Origin of the sequence: Rhodococcus sp. I2R (assembly GCF_020889545.1) — a bacterium.
Classification (GTDB): Bacteria; Actinomycetota; Actinomycetes; order Mycobacteriales; family Mycobacteriaceae; genus Rhodococcoides.
The window spans coordinates 188,927-212,521 of sequence record NZ_JAHUTG010000006.1 but is presented as its reverse complement, the minus strand read 5'-3'; the positions used below and the strand labels follow the sequence as shown (position 1 = coordinate 212,521).

Annotated in this window: 22 protein-coding genes and 1 riboswitch; of the genes, 14 read left to right on the top strand and 8 right to left on the bottom strand. The window is 63.1% G+C overall.

From position 1 onward, the window contains the following. Positions 1-153: 153 nt before the first annotated feature. Positions 154-1,128 carry a carbohydrate kinase family protein gene (locus tag KVY23_RS08340; protein ID WP_230556030.1) on the top strand — a complete coding sequence of 325 codons (975 nt, stop codon included), beginning with the start codon at positions 154-156 and terminating at the stop codon, positions 1,126-1,128. Between the two features lie 20 nt (positions 1,129-1,148). Here the strand turns inward: KVY23_RS08340 and asnB are convergent, their stop codons facing one another. Continuing rightward, positions 1,149-3,074, bottom strand: coding sequence for an asparagine synthase (glutamine-hydrolyzing) (gene asnB / locus KVY23_RS08335; RefSeq protein ID WP_230556029.1), 1,926 nt, complete (start codon positions 3,072-3,074; stop codon positions 1,149-1,151). A 221-nt stretch (positions 3,075-3,295) separates the two neighbouring features. Between asnB and KVY23_RS08330 the strand changes: the two genes are divergently transcribed. Both KVY23_RS08330 and KVY23_RS08325 read left to right on the top strand, forming a co-directional pair. After that, the gene (locus KVY23_RS08330; RefSeq protein ID WP_230556079.1) at positions 3,296-4,381 is read left to right on the top strand and encodes a cytochrome c oxidase subunit II; all 1,086 of its coding nucleotides are present in this window, start codon (positions 3,296-3,298) and stop codon (positions 4,379-4,381) included. An 18-nt stretch (positions 4,382-4,399) separates the two neighbouring features. Further along, a complete protein-coding gene (locus KVY23_RS08325; protein ID WP_206509702.1) occupies positions 4,400-4,816 on the top strand; it encodes a cytochrome c oxidase subunit 4 in 417 nt (138 codons plus the stop codon). A 609-nt stretch (positions 4,817-5,425) separates the two neighbouring features. Here KVY23_RS08325 and KVY23_RS08320 read toward each other — a convergent pair. The 4 genes from KVY23_RS08320 to KVY23_RS08305 form a co-directional block, all read right to left on the bottom strand. After that, complete coding sequence (locus KVY23_RS08320) at positions 5,426-7,150, bottom strand: cytochrome bc complex cytochrome b subunit (protein WP_230556028.1); 1,725 nt, start codon at positions 7,148-7,150, stop codon at positions 5,426-5,428. Next, entirely contained in the window at positions 7,147-8,358 is a 1,212-nt protein-coding gene (locus KVY23_RS08315; protein WP_083668026.1) for a ubiquinol-cytochrome c reductase iron-sulfur subunit, read from the bottom strand. The genes KVY23_RS08320 and KVY23_RS08315 overlap by 4 nt, the downstream gene beginning before the upstream one ends. Beyond that, on the bottom strand, positions 8,355-9,233 hold the full coding sequence (locus tag KVY23_RS08310; protein ID WP_075840523.1) for a c-type cytochrome: 879 nt from the start codon (positions 9,231-9,233) through the stop codon (positions 8,355-8,357). Before KVY23_RS08310 ends, KVY23_RS08315 begins: the two co-directional genes overlap by 4 nt. Before the next feature lie 93 nt (positions 9,234-9,326). After that, positions 9,327-9,938: a heme-copper oxidase subunit III gene (locus tag KVY23_RS08305; protein ID WP_075840525.1), complete on the bottom strand. Its 612-nt coding sequence runs from the start codon at positions 9,936-9,938 to the stop codon at positions 9,327-9,329. A 150-nt stretch (positions 9,939-10,088) separates the two neighbouring features. Between KVY23_RS08305 and KVY23_RS08300 the strand changes: the two genes are divergently transcribed. Continuing rightward, positions 10,089-10,565 (top strand): hypothetical protein, encoded by a 477-nt coding sequence (locus KVY23_RS08300; protein ID WP_230556027.1) that lies wholly within the window; start codon positions 10,089-10,091, stop codon positions 10,563-10,565. 83 nt (positions 10,566-10,648) lie between these two features. Next, positions 10,649-11,722, top strand: coding sequence for an anthranilate phosphoribosyltransferase (gene trpD / locus KVY23_RS08295; RefSeq protein ID WP_230556026.1), 1,074 nt, complete (start codon positions 10,649-10,651; stop codon positions 11,720-11,722). 5 nt (positions 11,723-11,727) lie between these two features. Here trpD and KVY23_RS08290 read toward each other — a convergent pair whose 3' ends face one another. Beyond that, positions 11,728-12,003, bottom strand: a complete 276-nt coding sequence (locus KVY23_RS08290; RefSeq protein ID WP_230556025.1) for an Lrp/AsnC family transcriptional regulator — start codon at positions 12,001-12,003, stop codon at positions 11,728-11,730. Between the two features lie 56 nt (positions 12,004-12,059). Next, positions 12,060-13,790, bottom strand: a complete 1,731-nt coding sequence (locus KVY23_RS08285; protein WP_230556024.1) for a DEDD exonuclease domain-containing protein — start codon at positions 13,788-13,790, stop codon at positions 12,060-12,062. Positions 13,791-13,927: 137 nt separating this feature from the next. On the opposite strand from KVY23_RS08285, the gene KVY23_RS08280 reads away from it, so the two are divergent. The 5 genes from KVY23_RS08280 (at position 13,928) to KVY23_RS08260 (ending at position 18,889) form a co-directional block, all read left to right on the top strand. Then, a complete protein-coding gene (locus tag KVY23_RS08280) occupies positions 13,928-14,209 on the top strand; it encodes a hypothetical protein (RefSeq protein ID WP_230556023.1) in 282 nt (93 codons plus the stop codon). Between the two features lie 115 nt (positions 14,210-14,324). After that, a riboswitch (cyclic di-AMP (ydaO/yuaA leader) is annotated at positions 14,325-14,492 on the top strand. A gap of 15 nt (positions 14,493-14,507) precedes the next feature. Beyond that, positions 14,508-15,065, top strand: coding sequence for a C40 family peptidase (locus KVY23_RS08275; protein WP_230556022.1), 558 nt, complete (start codon positions 14,508-14,510; stop codon positions 15,063-15,065). 297 nt (positions 15,066-15,362) lie between these two features. Beyond that, positions 15,363-16,415: an NlpC/P60 family protein gene (locus tag KVY23_RS08270; RefSeq protein ID WP_230556021.1), complete on the top strand. Its 1,053-nt coding sequence runs from the start codon at positions 15,363-15,365 to the stop codon at positions 16,413-16,415. A gap of 9 nt (positions 16,416-16,424) precedes the next feature. Beyond that, the gene (locus KVY23_RS08265; protein ID WP_230556020.1) at positions 16,425-17,750 is read left to right on the top strand and encodes a peptidase MA family metallohydrolase; all 1,326 of its coding nucleotides are present in this window, start codon (positions 16,425-16,427) and stop codon (positions 17,748-17,750) included. A gap of 14 nt (positions 17,751-17,764) precedes the next feature. Further along, the gene (locus tag KVY23_RS08260) at positions 17,765-18,889 is read left to right on the top strand and encodes a glycosyltransferase family 4 protein (RefSeq protein WP_230556019.1); all 1,125 of its coding nucleotides are present in this window, start codon (positions 17,765-17,767) and stop codon (positions 18,887-18,889) included. A 13-nt stretch (positions 18,890-18,902) separates the two neighbouring features. On the opposite strand, the gene KVY23_RS08255 is transcribed toward KVY23_RS08260, so the two are convergent. Continuing rightward, on the bottom strand, positions 18,903-20,711 hold the full coding sequence (locus KVY23_RS08255; protein WP_230556018.1) for a long-chain fatty acid--CoA ligase: 1,809 nt from the start codon (positions 20,709-20,711) through the stop codon (positions 18,903-18,905). 134 nt (positions 20,712-20,845) lie between these two features. On the opposite strand from KVY23_RS08255, the gene KVY23_RS08250 reads away from it, so the two are divergent. The 4 genes from KVY23_RS08250 to KVY23_RS08235 all read left to right on the top strand — a co-directional run bounded on the left by KVY23_RS08250 (position 20,846) and on the right by KVY23_RS08235 (position 23,537). Continuing rightward, complete coding sequence (locus KVY23_RS08250) at positions 20,846-21,235, top strand: polyketide cyclase / dehydrase and lipid transport (protein ID WP_230556017.1); 390 nt, start codon at positions 20,846-20,848, stop codon at positions 21,233-21,235. A gap of 162 nt (positions 21,236-21,397) precedes the next feature. Then, entirely contained in the window at positions 21,398-21,835 is a 438-nt protein-coding gene (locus KVY23_RS08245) for an SRPBCC family protein (protein ID WP_075840536.1), read from the top strand. Beyond that, positions 21,832-23,097 (top strand): ArsA family ATPase, encoded by a 1,266-nt coding sequence (locus tag KVY23_RS08240; protein ID WP_268994897.1) that lies wholly within the window; start codon positions 21,832-21,834, stop codon positions 23,095-23,097. The genes KVY23_RS08245 and KVY23_RS08240 overlap by 4 nt, the downstream gene beginning before the upstream one ends. Before the next feature lie 14 nt (positions 23,098-23,111). Continuing rightward, complete coding sequence (locus KVY23_RS08235; protein ID WP_230556015.1) at positions 23,112-23,537, top strand: hypothetical protein; 426 nt, start codon at positions 23,112-23,114, stop codon at positions 23,535-23,537. Positions 23,538-23,595 lie beyond the last annotated feature (58 nt).

Below are 23,595 nucleotides of genomic sequence, written 5' to 3'. Positions count from 1 at the left end.
GGTACCCATTCCATCGGGTGCCGGTCAGAGGTCTGTCAGAAGCACAGCCGGGCGTCTCTGCCACCACGGAGTACCGAGCAGTAGCATTGGCTTTTCGTCCTGCTTCTTTTCCCGACTGGTTTTCTGCAGACCACCACCGAAAGGCCCAAGTACGTGACTCTCGCGGTATCGGGATCGATCGCCACCGATCACCTCATGCGTTTCCCGGGCAAGTTCGCCGAACAACTCGTCACGGACCAGCTTTCCAACATCTCGTTGAGCTTCCTCGTCGACGACCTCGTCATCCGCAAGGGTGGCGTCGGCGGAAACATCGCATACGCACTTGGGGTGTTGGGGGGCACGCCGCTTCTCGTCGGCGCAGTCGGACCCGATTTCGGCGAGTATCGGTCCTGGCTCGAGGCAAACGGCGTGGACTGTGGCGGTGTACGAATCTCGACTACTGCTCACACCGCCCGCTTCGTTTGCACCACCGACACGGACATGGCGCAGATCGCATCCTTCTACCCCGGCGCGATGAGTGAGGCCCGCGAGATCTCCATCGGTGAGCTCGCCTCGAAATCCCCGCTCGAACTGGTGCTGATCGGCGCCAACGATCCCGAGGCGATGATCGCCCACACCGAACAGTGCCGCCAGGCGAGCATTCCGTTCGCGGCGGACCCGTCACAACAGCTCGCGCGGCTCTCCGGCGAGCAAGCGATGGCGCTCATCGACGGCGCCACCTACCTGTTCACCAACGAGTACGAGTGGGGCCTCCTGCGTCAGAAAACCGGCATGTCCGAGGCCGAAATCGCGGCCAAGGTCGGGATCCGCGTCACCACACTGGGCAAGTCAGGCGTCGAGATCGTCGCCGAGGACGGAACGAGGACACACGTCGATGTCGTTCCCGAAACCAGCAAGGTAGATCCCACCGGGGTCGGAGACGCGTTCCGAGCAGGCTTCATGATCGCGCACCTGGCCGGAGCTTCGGTCGAGCGAGCAGCACAGCTCGGTTCGTTGGTGGCCGTATTGGTGCTCGAGACCACAGGCACGCAGGAGTGGACTTTCGTGCGCGACGACGCTCTCAAGCGACTCGGTGCTGCCTACGGCTCGGCTGCGGCCGCAGAGATCGGTGACATCCTGCCTGCCTGATCTCAGCAGCGGCACTCCGATCAGAGTTCGACCGGATAGGACGGTTCGGCGATGTTCGGAACGATCCTCTTCTCGACGAAGATGCCGTGCCACACCATGAAGACCAGTACGGTCCACAGTCGGCGACTGTGGTCGACGCTGCCATCTCGGTGATCGTTCAGCATCGCCGTGATGGCAGCCTTGTTCAGGATGTGATCGGTCTCGGACTCCGCGATCTGCTCGTGTGCCCAATCGAAGAGTTCGGTGCCGCGGAGCCAGTGACGAAGGGGAACCGGAAACCCGAGCTTCGCGCGGTGCAGGACATGTCCGGGAACAATCCCGTCCAGCGCCTGCCGGAGCGCGTACTTGGTGGTGTCCTTGGTGATTTTCTGTTCGAGGGGAAGCTTCTCGGCCACGGCGAACACCTCGGAGTCGAGGAACGGCACGCGCAATTCCAGCGAATTGGCCATCGTGATCTTGTCGGCCTTGACCAGAATGTCGCCCCGGAGCCAGGTGAACAAGTCGAGGTGCTGCATACGAGCGACCGGGTCCCATCCCTCGGACTGGGCGTAGATCGGCGCCGTCACGTCGGTGTGCGTCCATTCGGGGCGGAAATCGCGAAGCACCGAACGCAATTGTGCGTCGTTGAAGCTGCGAGCGTTTCCGTAGTACCGCTCCTCGAGCGTCATCGATCCGCGGTGCAGCAAACTCTTGCCGCGGGTGCCCTCAGGAATTCTCTCGCTCAGTGAACCCGCCGCGCGGCGGAGGCTCTTCGGGAGATACTCGAACGGCTTCAACGACAGTGGTTCGCGGTAGATGGTGTAACCGCCGAAGAGCTCGTCGGCACCCTCGCCGGAAAGAACGACCTTGACGTGCTTTCGTGCCTCCTTGGCGACGAAGTACAAGGGAACCAGCGCCGGATCGGCAACGGGGTCGTCGAGATACCAGACGATTTCGGGGATCGATGCTGCGAATTCCTCCGGGCCGACAACTTTGACCACGTGACGCGCGCCTATCGCCGCTGCCGATTCGGCTGCGACGTCGACCTCTGAGTAGCCCGCACGTTCGAAGCCGGTCGTGAAGGTGATCAATTTGGGGTTGTGGCGCATTGCAAGTGCCGCGATCGCAGTCGAGTCGATACCACCGGAGAGGAAAGCCCCGACAGTGACGTCGGCACGCATGTGCTTGGCGACGGAGTCCTCGAGGGCCTCCGCGATCTCCTGGTAGCGCGCCTTCTCGGATCCGGGGGTGAACGGCTTCACCGGGAACTTGGGGGTGAAGTACCGCGTCACCACAGGTGTCGTTCCGGGCGAGAGTGTCGCGAAGCAGCCCGACTCGAGTCGTCGAATCTCGCGGTGCAGGGTCTCGGGTTCGGGAACGTACTGCAGCACCGTGTAGTGCTCGGTTGCGCGGGGATCGAGGTCCGCGTCGATACCGACCAGGTCGGTCAGCTCGAGGAGGCTCTTCTTCTCACTACCGAACGCTGTACCGCCCGGGCCCGTTGCCAGGAACAACGGCTTGATGCCAAAGGCGTCGCGAGCGAGAAACAGTTCTCGCTTTTCGCTGTCCCAAATCGCGAACGCGAACATTCCACGCAACCTGCGGACCGCATCGGTGCCCCAGTAGTGGAACGCCGCGAGAATCGGTTCACCGTCACCCTCGGTGCGGAAGCTGACCCCATTCTCCCGGGACAATTGCTCGCGAAGCTCGAGGTAGTTGTAGATCTCGCCATTGAAGGTCAACGCGTAGCGCTCGGGATTTTCGGGCGGTCCCCAGCGGAGCGGTTGATGCGAGTGCTCGATGTCGATGATCGAGAGACGGTTGAAGCCGTAGATCACGTCCTCGTCGTGCCAGGTCCCCGGTTCGTCGGGACCGCGGTGACGCATGCAGTGCATGGCGGATTCGACGAGGTCCACACCTGCAGCGTCGGTGCCGGTCGATGTCAGTACACCGAGTAGTCCACACACAGGGTCTGCTACCTCGTTTCGCGGTTGAAAAACAGTGCCGTCGCGGTGACGTTGCCTGTCGTCGACCCGGCGGCTTGGAAAGTCCGAGTATGCCGCAGACACGGTGCGAGCGAGGTAACGACCCAACAGTGGTGCCGTGGCTCCTTTGGTCTACGCTGCGTAGTACTAGGGCATCCGCATGTGGAAACCCTCATTCTTCAGTGGTGAGCGATCAGGAAGGCGTGAACGTGGCGCAGAGTCGGATCCTTCGGCGAGCTGGGCTTACAGCATTTCTCGGCCTAGCCGCGTTGCTGTTGTCGGGCTGCTCCTCCTCCATCGACAACGACGTCCTGCGTTTCGGTTTTCCTTCGGGCATCACGCCTGAGGGTGAGTCGATTCGCGAGTTGTGGACGTGGTCGGTCATAGCAGCCTTGATCATGGGCGTAATCGTGTGGGCCTTGATCTTCTGGGTGGTCATCTTCCACCGCAAGAAGAAGGATTCCCCCGAGTTCCCTCGGCAGACGGCATACAACGTGCCCTTGGAGCTGTTCTACACCGCGGTGCCGTTCGTCATCATCGCAGTGCTCTTCTACTTCACCGTCGTGGTGCAGAACTACGTCGGTGAGAAGCAGTCCGATCCGGACGTCACCGTGGACGTGACTGCGTACCAGTGGAACTGGAAGTTCGGTTACCAAGCTGTGGACCTGAAGGACGGCGAGCCCAGGTACGACGGCGTCGACGTCGAAGCCCAGGCAGCAGCAGAGGCCGCAGCAACGCCTCCCGGCGGTGAAGCAGAGGGCAGCGAAGACGGCGAGTTCGTCCCCGGTGCCATCCACGGCGTCAACCCGCAGGACCTGTCCTACCTGCACTACAACAAGATCGAGACAGTCGGCTCGAGCGAGGAAATCCCCGTTCTGGTGCTGCCGACCGGCAAGCGGATCGAATTCGAGCTTGCGTCCTCGGACGTCGTCCACGGCTTCTGGGTGCCCGAGTTCCTGTTCAAGCGCGACGTGCTGCCGAACCCGGAGGAAAACCACTCGGACAACGTGTTCCAGATCACCGAGATCGAGCGAGAGGGCGCCTTCGTCGGTCGATGCACCGAAATGTGCGGCACCTTCCACTCGATGATGAACTTCGAGGTGCGTGCAGTCTCGCCCGAGGACTTCCAGGAGTACATCGACCTGCGCAAGCCCGAATCCGACGGCGGCGAGGGCCTGAACAACGCTCAGGCACTGGAAGCTATCGGTCAGTCACCGATCGCCACGAGCACCACCCCGTTCACCACGGATCGCCTGCAACGGTCCGAATCCGTCGCCGAAGGCAACTGACCCAGGAAGAATGCTGAAATGAAAATCGAAGCGAAGATCTTCGAGATCCTGACTGTCTTCTTTCTGATCGTCGGGATCGTGTACGCCCTCTTCACCGGTCTCTCACGCACGGGTGTCGAATGGGCCGGCGTTACAGCCATCGCATTGTCGGTCGGCCTCACGCTCATCATCGGAACCTACTTCCGATTCGTCGCGCGTCGTCTGGATACCCGTCCGGAGGACTTCGACGACGCCGAGGTCAGTGACGGTGCGGGTGACCTCGGCTTCTTCAGCCCAGGGAGCTTCTGGCCGATCCTCCTCGCCGCCGCGGGCGCAGTCGTCGCCGTCGGGTTCGCGTTCCTGCTCTGGTGGATGATCGCACTGGGCGTGGCACTTGTACTGGCCGCAGCCGCAGGCCTGGTCTTCGAGTACCATCTCGGACCCGAGAAGCACTGACACTCTCCAACACAACAATCGCAAACGCGCCGGTTGCCCGAAAGGGCAGCCGGCGCGTTTGTCGTTGACTCGCCAGTTATCGAAGAGACGCAGTGTCACCGAGGTGTCCGGGGGAGTTGCATTCGATCGCCTCGGACTGGGCCGGTCCGGGCGGGTCCGGGCGGGTCCGTGCGGGACCGAATGTCACATCCGGTCACTGTGAGTGTGCGAGGGCGGCATTGGGTCACCTGGGCGGCAGCGAATGTCACATTCGGTCACTCTGGGTGTGCGAGGGCGGCATTGGGTCACCTGGGCGGCAGCGAATGTCACATCCGGTCACTGTGAGTGTGCGAGGGCGGCATTGGGTCACCTGGGCGGCAGCGAATGTCACATTCGGTCACTGTGAGTGTGCGAGGGCGGCATTGGATCACCTGGGCGGCAGCGAGGCAAGGTCAAGCTGCCAGGCGGGGGAGGGGAGTGGATTGGGCCAGGTCCTGATGATGGGCTGTTGTTTCGATCGCTCGGGTCTGCGTAGGGATGGGCGTGCGGAACGGCGAACCGGACCGAATCGACCCGGGTACACGAAAAGGGCGGCACCTTGGTCAGGTGCCGCCCTTTCGTATCGACCGTCTAGCGCTCGTTGTCGACTTCCGTACGAGCCGGTGAGTTGTCCGATTCACTGCCCTCGGCACCGTGACCGTTGGAGTGGCCTTGGGAACCGTTGCCTTTGGAGCCGTTGCCGTACAGCGACTCCTGGTAGCTCCTGAGCATGTTCAGCTGTTCGAGCTCTCCATGATGCTCCGCATCCTCGAGGGCTTTGCTCTCTGCGACGGGGTCGGGACGGAACAGTGATCCCGAACCGGGCTTGCCAGCGGAACCGAGCTTGCTCATCTTCTTCGGGATTGCGGCGCCCTGGTACGGCAGTGGGATCGGGTGACCGTGGTCGTCCACCGGACCGAGTGGCTGGTGTACCTCGACGTACTGGCCGTGTGGCAGACGCTTGATGATGCCTGTCTCGATGCCGTGATCGAGAACCTGACGATCGCTGCGCTGCAAACCGATGCAGAACCGGTACGCCACGAAGTAGGCGATAGGCGGCAGGGTCAGCAGGCCGATACGCCCGATCCAGGTCATGGCGTTCAACGAGATGTCCAACTTGTACGCGATGATGTCGTTGATGCACGACAGCGTCAGTACGACGTAGAACGAGATGGCCATTGCGCCGATACCGGTGCGGACCGGCACGTCGCGCGGACGCTGGAGCAGGTTGTGGTGCGCATTGTCGCCAGTCAGCCGCTTTTCGATCCACGGGTAAGCGATCATGATCGCAAAGACGAGGCCCATGATCAACGCGACGGCAAACACTGCAGGGATCGTGTAGCGATCGCCGATGTATATCTCCCACGCCGGCCAGAGTCGCGCCATGCCGTCTGTCCACATCAGGTAGAAGTCCGGTTGAACGCCGGCGGATACCTGTGACGGGTTGTACGGACCGAGATTCCACACCGGGTTGATCTGGATGAGCCCACCCATGAGCGCGAGGATGCCGAATGTGACGGCGAAGAACGCGCCGGACTTGACTGCGAACACAGGGAGAATGCGAACGCCGACGACGTTGTTCTCCGTGCGACCCGGCCCGGGGAACTGAGTGTGCTTCTGGTACCAGACCAACGCCAGGTGAGCGGCGATCAACGCGAGGATGATTGCAGGAAGAAGTAGAACGTGAGCGACGTAGAGGCGCGGAATGATGATCGTGCCTGGGAAGTCACCGTCGAATATCAGCCAGTGCATCCAGGTTCCGATGATCGGGATACTCATCGTGATGCCGGAGAATGCGGCGCGAAGACCGGTGCCGGAGAGCAGGTCGTCGGGGAGGGAGTATCCGAAGAAGCCCTCGAACATCGCCAGGATGAGAAGCAAGCTACCGATGACCCAGTTGGCCTCACGCGGGCGCCGGAACGCACCGGTGAAGAAGATGCGCATCATGTGAACGATGATCGACGCCGCGAACATCAGTGCGGCCCAGTGGTGGATTTGCCGCATGAACAAACCACCGCGAACCTCGAAGGAAATATCGAGTGTGGTGGCGTAGGCGCGCGACATCGTCACACCGCGGAGCGGCTCGTAGATGCCGTTGTACTCGACCTCGCTGAGCGATGGATCGAAGAACAGCGTCAAGAACACGCCCGAGATCAGCAGGATGACGAAGCTGTACAGCGCGATTTCGCCGAGCAAGAAGGACCAGTGCGTCGGGAAGACCTTGTTGATCTGCCGACGAAGGCCCGGTGCGAGGTGATAGCGGCTGTCGACACCGTCGGCTTGCTTGGCCGCGAGGGTTTGCAGCGAAGGACTCATGAGTCACTCTCCAACGTGCGGTTGGGACGTTCCCAGAACGCGGGCCCGAGGGCTTCGACGAAGTCCCCGCTTGCCACGAGAAAGCCGTCCTCGTTGACCGTGATGGGCAACTGTGGAAGTGCCCGAGCAGCCGGTCCGAAAATCGGCTTGCCGTACTCGAGGGCGTTGAACTGAGACTGGTGGCAGGGGCACAGGATGCGGTTGGTCTGCTGTTCGTACAGCGAGGTTGGGCAACCCAGGTGCGTGCAGATCTTGGAGTAGGCGAAGTAGTCGCCGTAGTTGAAGCTCTCTTGGCCCTTGCGCTTGATCACCGTTGCTGCATCTTCGGTGCGCAGACGAATGAGCATCACAGAATTGCGAATACCTCGCAGCGACATCAGCAGTGCGTGATCGTCATCGCGATCCGCTTCGCGGAAGGGGTAAACGGTCTCCATAGCTCCGGCATCCAGATCCTCGGGACGCACCAGAACGACGTCGTGAGGTCGACCGGTATCGCGCCGAAGGTAGATCGTCTCTCCAGCGTAGCGCGGAGTCCAGCCCGAGACCCAGAGCGGAGAATCGTCGCCCTCTGCCCACGGATTCTTGATCAAACCGCCGAGGGGCATGATCGTCATGATTCCGAGCGCGCCACCGCCGAAGAGCAGTGACCGCTTGATCACCTTGCGGCGTCCGAGCGTCGAAGTTTCGAACGAATCGCCCAGCTCCGCGACGAGGGTCTTTCGATCGACCTCCGATGAGCCGCCATCGTGGCGATCCTGAATCGATACCTCTTCAGGGATGAACTTCTTGGTGAACTGCACTGCGCCCACGCCGACGCCGAGGATGGCGAGGCCCATCGTCAGACCGATCAGCGGGGTGTACAGCGAGTAGGCGCCATAGTTCTCGTCGCCGATTCCTGCGTACTCCCACGGCCAGAACAGGTAGATAGCGATGAAGGCCACGGCGGAGATGCCGGCGAGTGTGAACCACGCAGCAACGCTGCGCTCGGCTCGCTTCTCGGCCCGAGTTCCCTCGACAGCCCATCGGTTGCGGCGGTAGGCCACATCGACGTGGTCAAGGTTGGTACCCAACTCCACCAGTTGCTCACGGGTCATTCCCGCAAGCTCCTCGTCCGTGTACTGCTTGTTCACATCAAGCTTGTCGGCGTCGTTCTTATCGACACCGTCGCCGTGATCGCCGGCATTGCGTCCGGACTCAGCGTCGCTCATGACCTAGCTCCGATCCACATTGTTGCGCCGACGACGGCACCGATTCCAATGATCCAGATTGCGATCATCTCGGTGGCGGGGCCGAAGCCGCCGAGATCCCAACCACCTGCGGGACGAGTCTCCTGGGCAGATTTGACGTAGGAGATGATGTCGACCTTCTCCTCTGGCGTCAGTTGCCGGTCGGAGAACTTGGGCATGTTCTGCGGACCGGTGATCATGGCCGTGTAAATCTGCTGTTCGTTCGCAGGTCCGAGCGGCGGCGCGAACTTGCCGGATGAAAGCGCTCCGCCTTCACCGGTGAAGTTGTGGCACGAAGCGCAGTTGAGGCGGAACAGCTCGCTGCCGCGCGCAATGTCTCCGTCGGCGAGTGAAGATTGAGCGATCTCGCCGTTGCTCTCGCGTACGACGGTGGGTCCACCGCCGTTGGCCTGGATGTAGGCGCCGAGGGCGTCGATCTGCTTGTCGTCGAACTTCGGTGGCTTCCGGGTCGCCTGCGCTTCGTTTCGCACAGCGGGCATACGTCCTGAGGAAACCTGGAAGTACACGGCCGCTTCGCCGACGCCGATGAGGCTGGGACCGCGGTCCTGCACACCCTGCAGGTTCACACCGTGGCACGTGACGCACGAAGTGTCGTAGAGCTGCTTTCCCTCGCGAATCAACGCAGCGGAGTCCAGCTGAGCAGTGGCGACCTGGGGTGTCGGCGTGAGTGCCGAGGCGAGGAAACCTGCGCTGAGCAGACCCATCATGAGTACGAGAGTGCCGGTGACCCGGCGGCGCATTTTGCGTCCACGTCGGCTCTTGACGGCCGAGACGGACTCGGCTGAGCCGAGTCCGTCGGTGTTGCCACCGGATGCTGCTGGGGGAGATGAACTCATCTTCTATCCCTTGTCGTGTCGGGACGGACCGAACGTCGGGGGCTGATATCGAACGTCCGCTGCGGTTGGCGAAGTGAAAACAATTGAACTGCTCTAACGAATGAAGTAGATGGTGGCGAACAGAGCGATCCACACGATGTCGACGAAGTGCCAGTAGTAGGACACCACGATCGCTGCGGTCGCTTGGGCAGGCGTGAACTTACTGACCAGGGTTCGGGTAATGAGGAACACGAACGCGATCAATCCGCCGATGACGTGAAGTCCGTGGAAGCCGGTCGTGATGTAGAAGACCGATCCGTACACGCTCGACGAAATCGATGTTCCCTCGTGGACCATGTGGTAGTACTCGTAGCCCTGGCCGGCGACGAAGAACGCTCCCATCGCCAGGGTGATGATGTACCAACGTCTCAGTCCGAACACGTCGCCTCGCTCGGCTGCGAAAACGCCGAGCTGGCACGTGAACGAGGACGCAATCAACACCGCGGTGACCGGTACCGCGAGCGTCAGATTGAGCTCGGTCGGTTCCGGTGGCCAGTTTCCGTCGGCTTGCGCCCTCGCGACGAAGTACATCGCGAAAAGTCCGGCAAAGAACATGAGTTCGCTCGACAGCCACACGATGGTGCCGACGCTGACCATATTGGGGCGGTTCAGCGAGTGCACGCGTTGGGTGATTGCCGATCCTTGAGTCCCTACAGCGCTCGTCACAAAGAGAAGTATGACTGTTCGTAGTACCGGAGGCATACTCGGGTCCGATGTTGGCGCGTCGCCGATGTGCTCGGTTCAGGCGGCCCCGAAAAAAGCCCAGGTCGCGACCAGTGTGGCGACGGGCTGCGAACTGCGAGAAAGGCTTCCCTCATGGCAACGAACGCTGGCGCATCCTGGTTCCGGCGACTGTTTTCCCGGTCGACCAGGAAGGCGCTCGACCCCAGCCGGCCAGACCTGGTGATCGTGGCGTCGTCGTTCGATGACGCGGAGTCGTGTTCGGCAGCGCTGGATCGCGGGGCGAAGGAAACCGGGTGGCGGGTCGACGAAGAAGCAGTGTTCCGGCATCACCCCGTGCTGCCGGTGGAAACGGTTTCCGACGCCGCATCGGTGGTTGCGCAGGACGGTTACGAACTGTTGGATTCTCCGTCACCGGTACCGGAGATAGACGCGAGTTCGAGCAGGGTGGACGTGGCCGGCGGGGTCGAGGTGACTCTGCAGCGTGTGCAAATTCTGGACGCCCTGCACTGCTCACAGGAGCGCTCCCGGATGGCAGGTCTTGCCCAACGTAGAGGTGGAGTCGTCGCGGGCTGGGACGCGCTGCAACCAGGCGCACCCACCGCTGACTAAGCTTCTCCACGCAAGTCGGGAGGCCGCATCGACGAAAAGCCCGACGGTCGAGCGCCGGCGGTCGAGGGAGGCATGGGGATCGAATGACCGAATCGAAGAGCGGCGCACCGAGCAGGACGTGGAAAATGGTGCTGGGTGCGTTGACGTCTCATGCTGATCTCTCCAGCGAGGACACGAGCTGGGCGATGGACGAAATCATGTCCGGCAACGCCACGGCTGCGCAGATCGCTGCTTTCGGCGTGGCGTTGAAAATGAAGGGTCCGACGCCGGGAGAAGTTCGTGGACTCGCTGATTCGATGCTTGCGCACGCGACACTGGTGGATTGTGATCCGGTTGCGGTCGATGTCGTGGGAACCGGAGGCGACGGTGCCGACACGGTGAACATATCCACGATGGCGGCGTTGGTGGCGGCGTCCGCGGGTGCACGCGTGGTCAAACATGGAAACCGTGCCGCGTCCTCGCAGAGCGGCACGACGGACGTACTGGAAGCGTTGGGGGTCAAATTCGGCCTCGGACCCGCGGGCGTTGCCACCACAGTCCGCGACGTCGGGATCGGCTTCTGTTTCGCGCCGGTGTATCACCCCGCACTACGTTTCGCCGGGCCTCCCCGCAAGGAGATCGGGATCCCCACGGTGTTCAACGTGTTGGGACCCTTGACAAACCCGGGACGACCGAAAGCCGGGTTGATCGGATGTGCGTTCGCCCCCCTCGTCTCCGTGGTGGCCGAGGTGTTTGCAGAGCGCGGGGCCAGTGCACTGGTGGTGCGCGGTGACGACGGGTTGGACGAGATCACATTGTCGACGACGACGACCGTGTACGTGGTATCCGATGGCGCGGTGACCGAGGCGAAGATCGATCCAAGAGTTCTCGGGCTGGACCTGGTGCCGATCGAAGCACTGAAGGGCGGCAACGCAGCAACGAACGCTGCTATCGCGCATGCGGTGTTCGCGGGAGATCGGGGACCGGTGCGCGATGCGGTGTTGCTCAACGCGGCCGCGGCGCTCACGGCATTCGACGGGATTTCCGGTGGTATCGACCCGGTCCAGCTCGACGCTCGTCTTGCCGACGGTCTCGAGCGCGCAGCGCAGGCGATCGATACGGGTGCGACCACAGACCTCCTCAACCGGTGGGTGTCACGGTCCAACGAGCTCGACTGAGACGATCACTCTCCGATCGAGAAACCTGCCTCGATGTCCGCGCTGGAGTAGGACTGGAACGCGATGTGGGTCGCGGTGTTCAGTACCCCGGGCACCTTGTTGATGCGCTGAGTCACCACGTCGGCGATGCTCTGGTGATCGCGAACCTTGACCATGGCGATCAAGTCGACGTCGCCGGCGCAGGAATGCACCTCGGTGACACCCTCCACGTCGGCAACAGCCTGCGCTGTCTCCGGAATGGCGTGTGCCTCGGCGTCGATCATGACGATGGCGTTGATCATGGGGCTCCTTTGCAGCCGAGGAAGATCACGTGTCGATCACGTGCCGAGACCCGAGCTTAGATTGCCAGGCGCACTGTCGGTTCGTTCATCCCGCGTTCACGCCGGGACACTGTCCGTGCGACGCCGCACCACTGGCGCCATGCCCCGGCGCCGTTGATGGGTTCTGCATAACCATCCGTCGTCCGAACGATCCTGACGCCGTCCGAGTGCAGCCAGCGAGCAATCAGCGCGACTTCCTCGGGCGATGCGCCGCGGAGGGGAGTGGGGTCGGGAATTATGGTTTCCGCCCCGGCGACGATCGCTTCGACGACGGGCATCGGGTGCACCGTGCGAGGGGCCGTCGCGGCGGCCGTCAGCCGGCCGTGTCGTATCACTGCTAGTTCCCACCCGCCTGCCGAATCTTTGCGCGCGACGATCAACTCGGCAATGTCGGTGATCGAGGAGAGGCGGTGCAGGTTTCTCAGTACGTCGGCAAGGACTGCGAGTCGGTCGCGCATGCGTGCGGCCGATTCGAACAGTTCGGCGTCGGCGAGTTCGGTGATTCTGCCTCGAACTGCATCGAGGATGTGATCGTCACGGCCCAGCGCGAGTTCGCGGAACAGCGCCGGCGCGCTCTCGTACTGCTGGGCCGTGACGATTCCTGCGGTCGCTGCCGCGCATCCACCGACCGCCTCGGGTGGGCAGTTCTGGCCGTGGGTGGCGGAGATCGGTATCCGCCGCGTGCATGTTCGGATGCCGGTGAATTCAGCGATCAGGGCAGCGGCCGCAGCGCCGTCACCTCGAGCGACGAAGGGCCCGATCGAACCCGGGGTCGGTGCACGGACGAGGGAAAGTCGAGGGAACGCCTCGTTGGTGGCGGTGATCCACCACCCCTTCTTCGGAAATTTCGATCGTCTGTTGTATGGCGGGATGTGCGCGCTCAGCAACCGCAATTCGCGAACTCCTGCCTCGAGGGCATGCGCACACTCGACATGGTCGACGCCGACTGCCAGTCCGACCATCTCCTTCATCCGCCCGCGCGTTTCCGAACCGGTGAAGTAGTTGCGGACGCGCCGCTGCAGGTTGTTCGACGTGCCCACGTACAGGACCTCGTTTCCGGGCCCCTTGAACAGGTAGACGCCCGGGGAGCGCGGTAGGTGAGCGGCCAGTGTGCGCTTGGCGCGTTGTCCGGCCGAGACAGCTGGGAGGTAGTCGACCAGTTCGGCGTAGCTGTGCACGCCCTGATTGCCCACGCGCTCGATGAGGGCGTGCAGAACCTCGACGGTGGCGCGTGCGTCGTCGAGTGCGCGGTGGGTCGGCTGCGTACCGACCTGGAACAGCGAGGCCAGGGCCGACAGCTTCACCGATGGGGCCTCGTCGCGGGTGAGTACGCGACGCGCGAGCTTCACCGTGCACAGAACTCGAAACCTGGGCCAGGCGATATCGAGGCGTGACGCGGCGGCTTGGAGGAACCCCATGTCGAAGCGGGCATTGTGCGCGACGAGTACGGATCCACGCGCGAACTCGAGAAACCCCGGCAAGACTCGTTCGATGCGGGGCGCTCCGATCAGCATCGCGGTGGTGATTCCGGTCAGTTCCACGATGTACGGGGGAATCGACCGGCCCGGATCTACCAGTGTGGCGAACTCGCCGACGACTTCACCGCCGCGGACTTTCACGGCGCCGATCTCGGTGATCGCCTCGGTGTCGGCGCTGCCTCCGGTGGTTTCGAGGTCGACGACGACGAAGGTCGTCTCGTGCAACGGAGTGTCGAGTTCGTCGAAGCTCAGCTGGATCGGGAGGCTCACGATCGTGGACGCTAGCGCGGCCCACCGACAGTCCCTTGACAGTCCGCCGGCTCGGCGGTTCGTGTCGGTGCCTGTCGTTAGGTTCTCGTTCGACAGCCGGAATTCCGGGCTGACTCGATGAAAGAGATGAGGATCACATGATCGTCGACTGTGGTGATTGCAAGGTCCGCGATATCGCGTGCGCCGACTGCGTTGTCACGGTGCTCCTCGGTGCCCCGGGTCGGGCCGGCCGAGGCGGTACCGAGGCGGTGTCGAAGCTGTCCAAAATGGCTTTCGACCAGGAAGAATTGGGCGCCATGGACGTACTTGCGGACAGCGGCCTGGTGCCGCGATTGCGCCTCGTGGTGGACGCGAACGACCGGGTTGTGGGCGAGTCGTTATCCACTCGTGACACTGTGGCGAATCGGCATGCCATGTAGTGCAGAAGCGAACTGTTCACGCGCGTTGGGCGAGTTGGGGTCGACACAGGGGTATGCCATTTCGTAACCTTCCTGAGACCTTGCGGAGTCTCGCCAGTCCACACCGGAGTGGCGTCGCAAGTCACCGCCTAATCGGGCCGCTCGTGAGAGTGCCCGTACCGGGAACCCGATTTCCATTGGGGTGAATCCCGCTTAGTCGCCTTCACGGTGATGACGCGGGTAGGGCTGATCTTCCCAGCCCGAACCCGTCAGCTAACTCGGTCGGCGGATGAACGGAAGAAACGGAGCACAACTTTTCGTGGCGTCACATACTTCAACCCGCCCATTGCGTCGAATTCTCGTAGCCGGTGCGATCACAGCCGGTGCGGTCATTCTTCCCGCTGCCCCCGCAATGGCGGCCCCCATCACCATCCCCGGTGTCGGAACGTTCGAGATCCCCGAGATTCCGGGTATGCCGCCGCTTCCGGCTCAGGTTCCCGCACCTAACGCCCCGGCTCCGGTCGCACCCCAGGTGACGCCGGCAGCGAAGGCCGTTCAGGCTGCGGAGACGAAGATCGGCGCACCGTACGTCTACGGCGCTTCGGGCCCGGATTCGTTCGACTGCTCGGGTCTCGTCCAGTGGGCGTACAAGCAGGCCGGTGTCAGCCTGCCCCGTACCAGCTACGACCAGGCAGCCGCTGGCACGCCTGTCTCGAAGGCGGATCTGCGCCCCGGTGACGTCGTTTCCTTCTACGACGGTTCGCACTCGGGCATCTACTCGGGCAACGGCAACGTGATCCATGCGTCCACATCCGGTGTGCCGGTCAAGGTGGCACCTGTCGATTCCATGCCGTTCGACGGAGCGCGTCGCTACTGATTTTCGCGACCGCGTTTCATCACAGCACCAGAGCTCACCGACTCGTCGGCGCGCTCTGGTGCTGTTCTGTTTGGTTCGGTTCCTCCTCGATGGACAACACGGGTGGACACGATTGTGGCCGTTCCGTAACCTGACCGAGTCCGCTGAGTACCCGATTATTTCGATCGAATCCCAACAAATGGCGGTTTTCCGACCGAATTCCTGCCCGCTACCCACTACTCGTGGGTAGGGTTTTGTTTTTCGAACCGTTACGCTGGCCCCTCAGGCCTCCCAGGCAGAAACGGAGAGTCACCTTTCGTGGCGACACCGATAGTCAATCGTTCCAAGCTGAGCGTCCTCGTTGCGGCAGTGCTTGCCGTATTCCTGATCGCAGGTCAGGGAGCAATCGCGCACGCTCAGCCAGGTATCGACACTGCGTCCGATGCGCAGACCAGATTGGCAGAGCTCTCACGCGAATCGGAGCAGACCACGGAAGCTCTGCACAACGCGCAGATCGACCTCGATGCCAAGATTGCCGCGCAGCGTGACGCCGACGCTGCTCTCGCGGCGAACCAGGACGACCTCACCAGGGCGCAGCAGGCGCTCGCGGAGCTCAAGCCCGCCATGGACAAGGTCGCCAATGTCAACTATCAGGGCGGCCGAACCAATCGCCTTTTCGCTGTCATGGTCAGCGATTCGCCGCAGCAGCTACTCGACCAGATGTCGGCCCTCGACATCATCTCGGCCGAAACAACGCGTCAGGTAGAGCAGTTCAAGCAGGCCAGCGCCGACGCGGCGGCTGCGCAGGAGGCGTCGCAAGCGGCCGTCGATCTGGCTCGTACAGCCGCTGAGCAGGCCCGGGTGGTAAGCGACGATCTGCAGGCGAAGCAGAGTCAGTTGCAGGAACAAACTGCGGAGGTAGTGGCGAGCTACAACGCACTCTCCGGCGCCGAACAGGCCGAACTCGCCGGATCACCGCTACCGGAGGGCTTCGATCTGTCGAAACTCCTGTCCGGTCTTGTCCCCGGGTCCTCCTCCGGAGCCCTTCAGGCCGGTCTGACTCAGGTCGGCAAGCCGTACTCCTGGGGGGCTGCCGGCCCCGACGGTTTCGACTGCTCCGGTCTGGTGGTCTGGTCGTACAAGCAGGTGGGTAAGACGCTCCCACGGTCGAGTCAAGCGCAAGCGGCCGGTGGTACCGCGGTGGACCAAAAGGACCTTCAGCCGGGCGACCTCGTCCTGTTCTATCCAAACGCCTCACATGTCGGGTTGTACGCGGGCAACGGCAACGTTCTGCACGCGTCCACCTACGGTGTTCCCGTCAAGGTTCAGTCGATGGCGTCATACCCCTTCTACGGCGCTCGACGCTACTGATCTTCGGTAGTGACCCGGTCACGATTCTTCTCGGCGAGCCTGCTGTGCACGCTCCTCGTTTTCGCATCGGCGTGTAGCTCAGCTTCCCCGCCCAGCGAATCGTCGGGAGAGGACGGCTCCGACACTTCGACCACCACCGTCGTCAACCCCTACGAGCAGCAACGACGCGAGGGCGCCGAATCACTGCTCCGGCGTTGGTCGGAGGCAGTTCGAACCAACGACCAGGACGCCATCGCGGATGTGATCGACCCGGCGGCAGCTCCCGGTTTCCTCGCGGCGGAACTGCGCCGCGCCGACAATCTCGCCGCAGTGCCGCTCGACGAGTGGGAATACGAACTCGTGGACGAACCGGAGGTTCCCGTTCCGTCCGATATCGCCGGGCCGCTCGACGCCGCGGACGTCTGGGCGCCGTCGGTGACTCTCAGTTTCGCGGTCACCGGGCCCGACGTGGACCCGACTCGTCGACCGGTGTCGCTGCTGCTCGCGAAACGGGACGACGAGTGGCGGATCGTCTCGGACACCGTTGCTCGCGCGGATCGTCCGACGTGGCGCGGGCCTTGGGACTTCGGGCCGGTCAACGCAACATCCGTTTCGACCAGGGGCGGCACGTCCGTTGTAGTAGGACCTCCCGAGCATGGAGTGCTGATAGACCGGCTGGTTCGTGAGCTGCCTGCCGCTGTCGACGCGGTGTCCGACTTCTACGGCTCGGACTGGTCGCAGACCGCACTGATCTTTTCCTCGCGATCGCCCGAGGAATTCGCGGCCTCCGTCGGCGATGCACGAGCGGCCACCGACGTCGCGGCGGTCACGGTGTCCGACGCAATCCAACCGGATCGTCCGGTGTCGGGTCAACGGGTGGTGTTCGGTCCTGCCGCGCAGGACTTGCTCACCGAGTTCACGACCAGATCCGTTCTTCGGCACGAGCTGACGCACGTGGCAGCACGCGGGGACACCGTCGACGGGTCACCGACGTGGTTGCTCGAGGGGTTCGCCGACTTCTCGGGCTATCGCGGTTCCGGTGCCGAGTTCGCCGGACTTGCGCCGACGCTGAGTCGGGTCGTCGCCGCGGGTGGAGCGCCAACCGTGCTCCCGGAGGATTCGGACTTCACCGCGGGTGGGTTGCGGGCGACGTTGGCCTACGAGTCGGCGTGGTCGATCTGCGCCTTCGTGGTCGAGCAGTTCGGCGAGCAGGCATTGCTTGGGTTGTACGCGCAGCTCGCCACCGGTGCTAAAAATGCGACCGAAGTCGATGAGGCGCTGAGGGCAGCAACGGAGATGGGTACCCCGGAGTTCTTGCAGGCATGGGGGGCGTGGGTGCTGCAGCAGTCACGCTGACCTACGGTGGTGCAATGCCACGGACACTGCTGGTGACGAACGATTTTCCGCCGCGGCCCGGTGGCATCCAGTCGTACCTGCACAGCTTTGCCTCGAGGTTCCCCGAAGACGAACTGGTCGTGTACGCGCCCCGCTGGCGTGGGGACAGTCACGTGAAGTTCGACGCGCGCCAGCCGTTCGAGGTTGTTCGGCACCCGACGACGTTGATGCTTCCGACTCCGTGTGTTGCCCGCCGCGCGTCGCAACTCGTCCAGTCTCACTCGTGCGAGAGCGTGTGGTTCGGCGCGGCAGCCCCGTTGGCGGTGCTGGCGCCAACGCTCCGGCGTGCCGGTGCCGACACCGTCGTAGCCAGTACCCATGGCCACGAGGTGGGCTGGTCGATGATCCCTGGCGCACGATCGACGCTGCGCACCATCGGCAATTCCGTCGACACGGTTACCTACGTCAGCAAGTACACCCGCAGCCGATTCGCCTCGGCCTTCGGTCCCGAGGCGGCCCTCGAGCACGTGCCACCAGGCGTCGATACCGAACGATTCAAGCCCGACGCCGGTGCCCGCGCCGAGTTGAGGGCGCGGTACGGGCTGGGGGACAGGCCGACCGTGCTGTGCCTGTCCAGGCTTGTTCCGCGCAAGGGGCAGGACGTGCTCATCCGGTCGCTCACCGGCATCCGCAAGAGAATCGACGGTGCAGTCCTCGTCATCGTCGGCGGCGGGCCCTACGAGAAGACGCTTCGCGAGCTCGCACGCAGATCGGGTGTCGAGGAACATGTGGTGTTCACCGGAACTGTGCCGTCGGCGGAACTCGCCGCGCACCACACCATTGCAGATGTCTTCGCGATGCCCAGCCGTACTCGAGGCGCGGGACTCGATGTTGAAGGGCTCGGGATCGTATACCTCGAGGCGAGCGCCTGTGGAGTACCGGTGATCGCTGGAATGTCCGGTGGTGCACCGGAAACCGTGCTGCAGAACAAGACGGGCCTCGTCGTCGAAGGGCGATCCGTCGAGCAGATCACCGAGGCGGTCGCAAACATCCTCGGTGACCGTGCGCTGGCCGCGTCGATGGGTATGGCAGGACGCAGGTGGGTACAGAGCAGCTGGCGCTGGGACGTGCTCGCGGAAAAGCTACGCCGGCTTCTGTAGCAACTGGTGGCCGTCAGGCGTAGATCGCCTCGATGTCGTCCGCGTACGACTCGGTGATGACGTTTCTCTTCAGTTTCATCGTCGGCGTCATCTCCCCGGACTCCTCAGTGAAGTCGCTCGGCAGAATTCGGTACTTCTTGATGGCCTCGGCGTGCGAGACGGACTTGTTCGCCGCCGCAACTGCGGAGTCGATTTCGGACAGCAGATCGCCATCCTGCGCGAGATCGGCGGCTGTGGCGTCGGCGGGCTTGCTGTGGGTGGCCTTCCACTTGGACAGAGCATCCGCATCGAGAGTCACCAGAGCTCCGATGAACGGCTTCTGATCTCCGACAACGATGGCTTGACTGATCAACGAGTGCGCGCGGAGCTGATCTTCGAGACCGGCGGGTGAGACGTTCTTGCCGCCGGCGGTGACGATGATCTCCTTCTTTCGACCGGTGATGGTGATGTACCCGTCCTCGTCGAGTGAACCCAGATCGCCGGTGCGGAACCAGCCGTCGGCGAGGGATTCTGCGGAGGCGTCGTCGTTGCGCCAGTAGCCGGCGAACACCACGGGACCGCGCATCTGGATCTCACCGTCGTCGGCGATTCGCACGGAGTTTCCCGGTAGTGGACGGCCGACGCTGCCCACGCGTTGATTTCCGATGGTGTTGACCGCGAACGCGGCGCTGGTCTCCGTCAGGCCGTAGCCCTCGTAGATCGGGATACCGATTCCACGATAGAAGTGTCCTAGCCGTGCCCCGAGCGGTGCGCCTCCGGAAATGGCGAGTTGGCATCGCCCGCCGAGCGCATTTCGAAGCTTTGCGTAGACGAGTCGATCGAAGAGTGCGTGCTTGATACGCAGCGCCAAACCTGCTCCTGCGCTGTTGTCCTTCGCTTCGCTCCACGCGATGGCAGTCTCGGCCGCGGCATCGAAGATTCTGCCTTTGCCGTCGGCGTGGGCCTTCAGTTTCGCGGTGTTGTAGACCTTCTCGAAGACTCGGGGGACCGACAGAATGAAGTCCGGTTGAAAGGTGCCGAAAGTCGGTACGAGATTCGGTATGTCGCTGGTATGGCCGACGGTTGTGCCGGCGTCGAAGGCCGCGATGGTGACGGCTCGGGCGAGGACGTGCGCGAGCGGTAGGAACATCAGGGTTCGACTGCCCTCGTGGAGAAGCACTTTCAGCGATGTCTCGCGTATCCCATGGGATTCGGAGAGCAGATTGGCGTGTGTCAGCTGCACCCCTCTCGGCCGTCCCGTTGTTCCCGAGGTGTAGATCAGCGTTGCAGGATCAGTCGAACGCAGTGCGGAAACTCGTGCTCGAACCTCGTCGTCGGAGATGTTGGAACCGAGCTCGGTCAACTCGCGTATCGCGCCGGATTCGCCGGTGCCGCCGTCGATGTGGAATGTGCGCTGGACTGAAGTGGAGGCCGTGACCACCTCCGCCGTCTGTGCGGCGAGCTCGACGGTCTCGATGACGAAAAGCACCGGCTCGGCATCGGAGAGAATCCACTCGACCTGGCCGGTCGAGGAGGTTTCATAGATGGGGACCGTGACTCCACCTGATGCCCAGATCGCGTAGTCGATAAGTGACCACTCGTAGCGAGTTGAGGACATCAGCGCGACACGGTCGCCCGGCTGTATGCCTGACGCGATCAGCCCCTTCGCGACGGCTGTCACCTCGGTCGCGAACGTCTCGGCAGTGACGTCGGACCAGGTGCCCTCGTGCAGGCGACGAAACGCGATCGATTTCGGTGCAGCGGATGCGCGCGTGAACACCGTGTCGACGGCCGACGCACCGTCTTCCACGACGAATCGGGCGGGCGATGTGAACTCACGCACGGGTGACCTCCAGGAAAGAAATACAGTTAGCTCTACTCACGAGTAGCTCGGAGGTCTCACTGTAGAACCCGGCTGCGCGAGGCGAACGACTGCCTCGTGTGTGTCGAGTTTCGGTGATATGTGAAGCTCACAGGGTGAGCAGTGTGCAGGTTGCCGATCAGACCTTTGTTGCGGCCCCAGGATCGGTGGTGGCCGAAGCGCTGGCTCGACCGGACAGTTGGCGCGCCTGGTGGCCCGATCTGAGAGTGCGCGTCACCGACGATCGCGGCGACAAGGGCATCAGGTGGGCCGTCGACGGTGCACTCGAGGGCACAATGGAGGTGTGGCTCGAACCCATACCGGCCCTCGACGGTGTGATCGTGCACTACTTTCTTCATGCGGAGCCGGCATCGGGGCAGGCACGCGGTCTCGCTGACGAGAATCGTCGACGCAGGACTGCAGGTAAGGCGATGGCATTCGAGATCAAGCGACACTTGGAATCGGGGCGGGCTGCCGGGGAGCGACCCGGACATGCGTCGACCTGAGTGCCACTGTGGGGGTGGGTGGAGTTTTCGGCCCGTTCGTGTCCACCTCCGTTGTGCGTCCACCTGCCATCGTGTGAGATGAATGACGTCGCGCTACCGATGCGTGAACCGGTTTCGTGACCGCGGGCCCGGACAAGAAGAGAAGGGACACCGAGTAACAGCATGGCCGAGAAGACTCAGAGGTCGATCACGATCGATGCACCGTCCGCGCAGGTCATGGACGTGATCGCCGATTTCGATGCCTATCCGTCTTGGGTTTCGGCCGCGAAGTCGGTGGAAGTGTTGGCCACGGGTCCCGACGGCCGTGCCGACCGTGTCAAATTCGTGCTCGATGCGGGGATGGTCAAGGACACCTACGAACTCAGCTACCGGTGGGCACCGGACGGAAAGTCCGTGTCCTGGGAGCTGGTGTCGGGCGAGATGCAGAAATCCCAGGCCGGTTCGTACACGCTGGCCGACAACGTCGACGGCGGCACCGAGGTCACCTATCAGCTGACCGTCGACCTCAATATCCCCATGATCGGACTGTTCAAGCGCAAGGCCGAGAAGGTCATCACCGATACTGCGCTGAAGGAACTGAAGAAGCGGGTCGAAGGCTGAAAGACTCTCGCTCCGATGTCCGTACCGCTCTTCGTCTGTTCGTTGGGAAGGGTGGATCCGGCAAGACGACGCTGGCTGCTGCGGCGGCGGTGAAACATGCCCGCTCGGGCTCGCGCGCCCTCGTGGTCTCACTCGATCAGGCGCATTCCCTGGCCGATGTCCTGGGGTCGGTCACGCGATACTCCGCCGGTGACGTGGTTTCGGTCGAGCCGGGCCTCGATGCCCTCGAGCTCGACACCCTCGCCTTGGTCGAGGCGCGGTACCGCGCGCTCGGTGCGTTGCTTGCTGTCTCCGGCGCCGGTCACGAGCACGGCGTCAGATTCGGCGCAGTCGAGCCCGAGGAGATCGTGGGGGCACCGGGGGTGCAGGAGCTGCTCGGTCTGCAGCGCATTGCCGAACTCGTCGAGCAAGGCACGTGGGACACAGTTTTCGTCGATCTCCCCGCGACTGCGGATGCGCTCCGAACACTGCGGATGCCGGACCTGGTGGGTAGCTATCTCGAGCGGCTGTGGCCCCAGCACGATCGGATCGTTGCAGGCACAGGATCCGATCCGCGTTTGACAGTCGTCGTTGCGCTGGTGGAGCGGGTGGTCGCCGATGCCGACATCGTCCGTGGCCTGCTGTTCGACCACTCCCGAACCTCGGTAGCGATCGTGCTCACACCTGATTCGGTGGCACTCGCGGAGACCCGACGGACCCTGTCCGCGGCGGCGCTGACCGGGCTGCCCGTCGACACAGTCATGGTCAATCGGGTGTTGCCGAACTTGAATTCGGCGTCGACGACTCTGATCGGCACGCACGCGGCCGTGTTCTGGTTCGAAGGGTGGCGTTCGGCTCAGCAACATGTGCTCACGGAGATCGAGTCCGTCGCCCGAGGATACGAGCTGGTGGTGATCGAACTCACTCCGGGTGAACCGGTAGGGTTGGCCTCTCTCGGTAGTCTCGCGTTTCGGGGAGGTGCGGCGGATGCGCTCGATCGCTCCGTCGACGACGCTGCGAGCGGTGCCGAACCGGTGGTTGCGCGCGCGTCGGGCTCGGGTTTGGAATCGATTTACACGATGACGATGGTGCTGCCCGTCGTCGACCCGACGACGCTGAATCTCGGCCGAGTGGAGGATGACGTCATCATCGGCGCCGACGGAACCAGACACCGTGTCCGTCTGGCCTCTGTGCTGCGCCGGTGCACCGTGATCGGCGCCGAGTACGAAAGCGGCATGCTCACGATCCGGTTCCGACCGGACCCGTCCCTGTGGCCGGCGTGAGGGGCGGACTCTAGGTGGACAACCAACACTCCGACGTCGCGGCCGAGCTCTGGTCGCTCGCCGAGACCGTTCTGACGCGGCTGGAGCCGCTGTTGCGTCAGGCTGTTCAAGAGCAGAGCGAGCGCCCTCGGCAGGGATGCAGTTGGTGTCCGGTTTGCGCACTGGCAGCCCTGCTGAGGGGTGAGCAGCACGAACTGCTCACCCTGGTCACCTCAGAAGGTGCATCTGTCATCGCGTTGATCCGCCAGATTGTCGCGGAGCATGTGGACCCGGCGAGTCAGCCGTCCGCAGCGCAGAGCGAGGATCGGCCCGATGGCGCAACTCATGCCGACGAGCCGACTGTTGCACGCGAGCCGGATGAGTCGGTGATTCGACGTCCAGCATTCGAACCGATTACCGTTACCGTGAAAGATTCGACCACGTCGGATTCCCAAGACTGAGCACAGTCCACTCGCCCGATTCTGCGATAGGTCGGGAGAAGTTCGTACGCCGTTCGGG

Coding starts and splice junctions, on each gene's coding strand:
- trpD (WP_230556026.1), top strand. CDS start 10,649: ATGACCGAATCGAAGAGCGGCGCACCGAGCAGGACGTGGAAAATGGTG.
- KVY23_RS08260 (WP_230556019.1), top strand. CDS start 17,765: ATGCCACGGACACTGCTGGTGACGAACGATTTTCCGCCGCGGCCCGGT.
- KVY23_RS08280 (WP_230556023.1), top strand. CDS start 13,928: ATGATCGTCGACTGTGGTGATTGCAAGGTCCGCGATATCGCGTGCGCC.
- KVY23_RS08315 (WP_083668026.1), bottom strand. CDS start 8,358: ATGAGCGACGCTGAGTCCGGACGCAATGCCGGCGATCACGGCGACGGT.
- KVY23_RS08290 (WP_230556025.1), bottom strand. CDS start 12,003: ATGATCAACGCCATCGTCATGATCGACGCCGAGGCACACGCCATTCCG.
- KVY23_RS08325 (WP_206509702.1), top strand. CDS start 4,400: ATGAAAATCGAAGCGAAGATCTTCGAGATCCTGACTGTCTTCTTTCTG.
- KVY23_RS08320 (WP_230556028.1), bottom strand. CDS start 7,150: ATGAGTCCTTCGCTGCAAACCCTCGCGGCCAAGCAAGCCGACGGTGTC.
- KVY23_RS08310 (WP_075840523.1), bottom strand. CDS start 9,233: ATGAGTTCATCTCCCCCAGCAGCATCCGGTGGCAACACCGACGGACTC.
- KVY23_RS08300 (WP_230556027.1), top strand. CDS start 10,089: ATGGCAACGAACGCTGGCGCATCCTGGTTCCGGCGACTGTTTTCCCGG.
- KVY23_RS08245 (WP_075840536.1), top strand. CDS start 21,398: ATGGCCGAGAAGACTCAGAGGTCGATCACGATCGATGCACCGTCCGCG.